At 45.1% G+C, this 4519-nt stretch carries 6 protein-coding genes; 2 read left to right on the forward strand and 4 right to left on the reverse strand.

The features are described from left to right. Positions 1 to 277 precede the first annotated feature (277 nt). Both AB4653_RS16760 and AB4653_RS16765 read left to right on the forward strand, forming a co-directional pair. Positions 278 to 952, forward strand: coding sequence for an SDR family NAD(P)-dependent oxidoreductase (locus AB4653_RS16760; protein WP_102257692.1), 675 nt, complete (start codon positions 278 to 280; stop codon positions 950 to 952). A 113-nt stretch (positions 953 to 1065) separates the two neighbouring features. Further along, positions 1066 to 1305, forward strand: coding sequence for an RNA-binding protein (locus tag AB4653_RS16765; protein WP_004732698.1), 240 nt, complete (start codon positions 1066 to 1068; stop codon positions 1303 to 1305). Positions 1306 to 1438: 133 nt separating this feature from the next. Here AB4653_RS16765 and AB4653_RS16770 read toward each other — a convergent pair whose 3' ends face one another. The 4 genes from AB4653_RS16770 to AB4653_RS16785 form a co-directional block, all read right to left on the reverse strand. After that, positions 1439 to 1783, reverse strand: a complete 345-nt coding sequence (locus tag AB4653_RS16770; protein WP_012601239.1) for a ribosome recycling factor family protein — start codon at positions 1781 to 1783, stop codon at positions 1439 to 1441. A gap of 234 nt (positions 1784 to 2017) precedes the next feature. Continuing rightward, on the reverse strand, positions 2018 to 3250 hold the full coding sequence (locus AB4653_RS16775) for a MalY/PatB family protein (protein WP_102257693.1): 1233 nt from the start codon (positions 3248 to 3250) through the stop codon (positions 2018 to 2020). Between the two features lie 122 nt (positions 3251 to 3372). Then, positions 3373 to 3840 carry an OsmC family protein gene (locus AB4653_RS16780; protein WP_009846073.1) on the reverse strand — a complete coding sequence of 156 codons (468 nt, stop codon included), beginning with the start codon at positions 3838 to 3840 and terminating at the stop codon, positions 3373 to 3375. Positions 3841 to 3896: 56 nt separating this feature from the next. Then, positions 3897 to 4289: a GFA family protein gene (locus AB4653_RS16785; RefSeq protein WP_009846072.1), complete on the reverse strand. Its 393-nt coding sequence runs from the start codon at positions 4287 to 4289 to the stop codon at positions 3897 to 3899. Positions 4290 to 4519 lie beyond the last annotated feature (230 nt).

Here is a 4519-nt window from a genome sequence, read left to right on the forward strand (position 1 = left end):
GAGTGAAAGATCAAGAAGAGCTCAACAGAATCGAAGACTCATTCACGACCAAACAGTTCGACGACGAGTAATCTGATTTTCAAAAGCGCTGGCGCTATGCCGGCGTTTTTACTTTTTAGTACTCCTTCTTTTTTCCGTCCTGGCTTACATCACTTTCTCAAACCTCAATTCTATCGAGCAATCTTAGTCATGAGCCTCAGCATCTTGGTCTTAGATCTCAGAAAACAAGCTTTCAAAGCCTTACTATCTCGATTCAATTCAACAATCCCGAGTCCCCATGATTTTAATCACCGGATCAAGCAGCGGTTTAGGCGCAGCTTTAGCTAAGCAATATGCGAACGCATCAAACAGCCGTCAGCGCTTAATGATCACTGGCCGCAGCTCACAGCGTTTAGCTGAATTAGCGAAAAGCCTGCCAGCAGATACCGTTAGCCAAACCTGTGATCTATGTGACCCGAACTCCGTGAGCGAACTGCTTGATGCATTGCCAGAAACACCAAAACTGGTGGTTCACAGCGCTGGCAGTGGATACTTCGGTAAGATAGAACAGCAAGATCCAGCGGCGATCAGTGACATGCTCAAAAACAATATCGAGTCCTCGATATTTCTGATTCGCGAGCTGGTTCAGCGTTACAAAGATCAACCCGTCACCATTGCAGTCGTGATGTCGACCGCGGCTCAAGGCGCTAAAGCAGAAGAGTCCACCTACTGCGCAGCAAAATGGGCAGTAAAAGGCTTTATCGAATCGGTAAGGTTAGAGCTCAAAGGTCACCCGATGAAAATCGTTGCGGTTTATCCCGGCGGAATGGCGACAGAGTTTTGGGGAACCAGCGGCAAAGCAATGGATACTTCAAGCTTTATGACAGCTCAAGAAGCCGCTCAAATGCTGCAACAGGCGTTAACCAGCACTGAGCATGGATTTGTATCAGATATCACGATAAACCGCGGTTAACGGTCAAAGAGAGCGTCGAACAGGTAAACAGAGCTATTCGAGCTAATTATTTGTGAGGGTGAGCATGAAAGTGTGCGACAATGCTCGGCGTAAATTCATATTCAAGGTTTATTATGAAACTTCTAGTTCGTAACCTATCGCGCTCTACTGCTGAGCAAGACATCCGTGTTCTATTTTCTGAGTTCGGCTCAGTAAAAGAGTGCAGCCTAGTTTTAGACCAAGAAACTGGCGAATCTAAAGGCTTTGCATTTGTTGAAATGCCAGAGCACGAAGAAGCGAAAGCGGCACTAAACAAGCTAAACTTGTCAAAGCTTGGCAAAAACACGATTCGTGTAAAAGTAGCGAACTCTTAATCGAGTAAACGCTTTATAAGCCACATGGCTTAGCTTAAGCAGCATAAGCGCAGATAATAAAGCCCGTAACGATATTGCGCTGAATAAGCATAATATCGTTACGGGCTTTTTGCTGCTCACGATTCGAATACGCCTACAACCCTTCATGTTCATCAATAGCACGCCTTGCTTCTGCCATTGAACATCCTGATTCCATCACTAACTGCGCGACCGTCATCGAGGGCGTAGCGGCTAACAACGATGCCAAACACACCACAGGCTTAGGCAGCACTTTGTCGATTGCAGTTGCTATCCAATCGTCTTTTTCATGGGTTAACTTGGTTTTAAATTCAATGAGTTGATGATCTTGAGCCACCAACAGCCAGTTGCGTGAACGTCGAACTCGCTTCAACTGGCATCCACACTCAGTCGCATTCGCCATCACTTGGCTTTTATCACTCACACGATGTACAAAACTATTCAGTGGGACACTAAACATAACTCTCTGCCAACCAATCTCTACTAATCATCCAAGCGCTCTCTAACTACCACTCAGCAACTCAAAATTCTCTATCAATAAAATCATGCTTAGAATTACACAGACACAAAAAAACCGCCAGTGATGCGCTAAGCAGCCTCGCGGTTTTTCGTACTTTACAGCCTATTGATCAGAATCAGCACCAGCATCAGCATCAGCATCAGCGGCTAAGCATTTTCAATTCAACATGGATAATCAACAGCAGCTTTTTGAATTGCCACTATCGCAGCAGTTTGAACTCTCCTGACTTCCTCGCTCAAAACCCTCAATCGCATCAGCCAACGCAGTAAATGATTGCTCAATATTGTCACGCGAAGTCGCGATGTTCATTCGCATAAAATGATAACTCTCAGCGCCAAACCAGCCGCCCGGTGTTAATCCCATTTTAGCTTGTTCAAACACCACGCTCTTTAAATCTTCTTCCGAGAAACCTAACTCAGAAAAATCAAACCACACTTGGTAAGTGCCTTGCGGTTGGAAGACTTTTAACTGAGGAATTCGCTGCTCTGAAAATTCGGTAATCCACTTAACTGTGCCTTGCAGATACGCCAACATACCATCTAACCACTCTTCACCCTTTTCGAAGGCAGCAATCGTCGCAAACGTCGTCAAGGCATTACCATGGTCAAGATACATCGCCGCGACATTGGTTTTGAACGCTTCAAATAGCTCATTTTTGTTGGTGTACACATAGCCGTTTGAGATGCTGTGCATGCCAAAGGTTTTCGCCGGAGAGCCAATCAAGGTGATGACCTTGTCGTAATCAAAGCTGGTCAAGCTAGTGAAAGCGTGACCTTCAAAGATAATGTCTGAGTGGACTTCATCGCTGATGATCAGCACATCGTGGCGCTTGGCGATCTCGATGACTTGTTCAATTTCTTGCTGTGTCCACACACGACCTGTTGGGTTGTGAGGATTACAGAAAATCATCGTTTTTACTTTGTGTTCGATTATCTGCTGTTCCATACCATCGAAATCAATGCGGTAACCTTGCTCATCATTAATCAGTGGGCTGTTCACCACCTGACGATTAGCCTTGTTCACCAAGTTAGAAAACTGGTGATACGCTGGCGTATGGATTAACACACCATCACCTTCATTGGTGAATTGACGCAGTAACAACGCGATACCAGAAAGCACACCCGGCACCTGAACGAACTTATCAGCAGATAGGTTCAAGCCATGACGCATTGAATACCATTGAGAAAGCGCTTCAAACACCGCCTGCTCATGAAACTCGTAAGAGTACACACCGCGCCCAACCAAACGATTCAGCTCTTGAGTGATCGGTTCTGCTACCTGAAAATCCATATCGGCAACCCAATATGGGAATACATCGGTGGTGTTGTAAATGCTCTCTAGCATCTCTGGTTTGCTTTTGATAAACGCATGTTCACCGTAATTCGATGCACTGTTAAACGCTGTCATGGAGGGTTCCTCAAATAGTGTGTTTGGTTCTTTTGCAATCAACTGGATTGCCTGAATACCCTTAAGACGATGACAAGGCTCAAAAGACGAAGCTTCCAGAGAAATCTTGTGACTAATTTAAATTAATCTCGCATCTCGACCACAATTTCAGTCTTGACCGAGTTCGCGATAAAGCAGTTTTTGTGCGCTAAATGATGCAGTTTGTCGAGCTGTTTGGCAGTTGGCTTCTTAGTGCCTAAGAACACAATATCAGGTCGCAGAGTCACCTTAGTGATAGACGAGCGGCCAGATTCATCTTCTTCCAGCACACCAATCGCATCATCCACATAAGAGTCGATCACGTACTTCTGCTTTGCAGCAATGCCCAAAAACGTCAGCATATGGCAGCTAGAAAGTGCCGCGATAAACGCTTCTTCTGGGTCGACATTCGCTTCCACCGAAAACGGCAGTGGCACAACATGAGGAGAAGATGAAGCTGGCACAGTGATACCACCATCGAACTCCCACGTATGACCGCGACTGTATTGGTTGTCACTAAAGGCTTCATCGTCACCACGAGCCCAACGAATCACCGCACTATATTCAGACATAATCCCTTCCTCTATCCATTAGTTATCAAATAATTGGTTCTCAAACGACGAGTTATTTAGCGATCAGCAGGGTGATTGACACCATCATTAGTCACCACATCGCCAATATCAAAAGGGTTTACTCCTTCCAAACAACCGATGTTAAATCCATATTCATTGAGGCTTGAGCGGCGTTGGTGATGAGTATAGATACCGCAGTTTGAGCAGAAGTAATGCTTCGCGGTGTGGGTATTGAATTGATAAAGCTTGAGATGCTCAGCACCTTTGAGGATCTTGATACCATCCAGCGCCACAGAGCCTACAATCGCCCCTCTACGACGGCAGATAGAACAATCACAACGGCGTGGTTTTTCTATCCCGTTAGGTAAGCTGAGCTCTAATTCAACCGCACCACAATGGCAGGCTGCCTTGTGAAAAGGTTTGATAACCGTATCTCCGACCTGTTTCATGAGCACTCCTTGTTCTAGTTACTGGTTGCTGGTTACTTTTCACCCATCATATCGTGATTTGTTATTTTGGTAAAAAAATGTGTTTTCCAACAAATATATAGCGCATGTTCTCAACACATAATTTAAGCTAAATCTCGGCACCACTGACTCTACCATCATCGACACAACGATCACTGAGTCGTATTCAAACTATTTAATCTCTTTCTACAGGGCACACCTATATGAATCTC

Origin of the sequence: Vibrio sp. 10N.222.48.A3 (assembly GCF_041475345.1) — a bacterium.
GTDB lineage: Bacteria > Pseudomonadota > Gammaproteobacteria > Enterobacterales > Vibrionaceae > Vibrio > Vibrio tasmaniensis_A.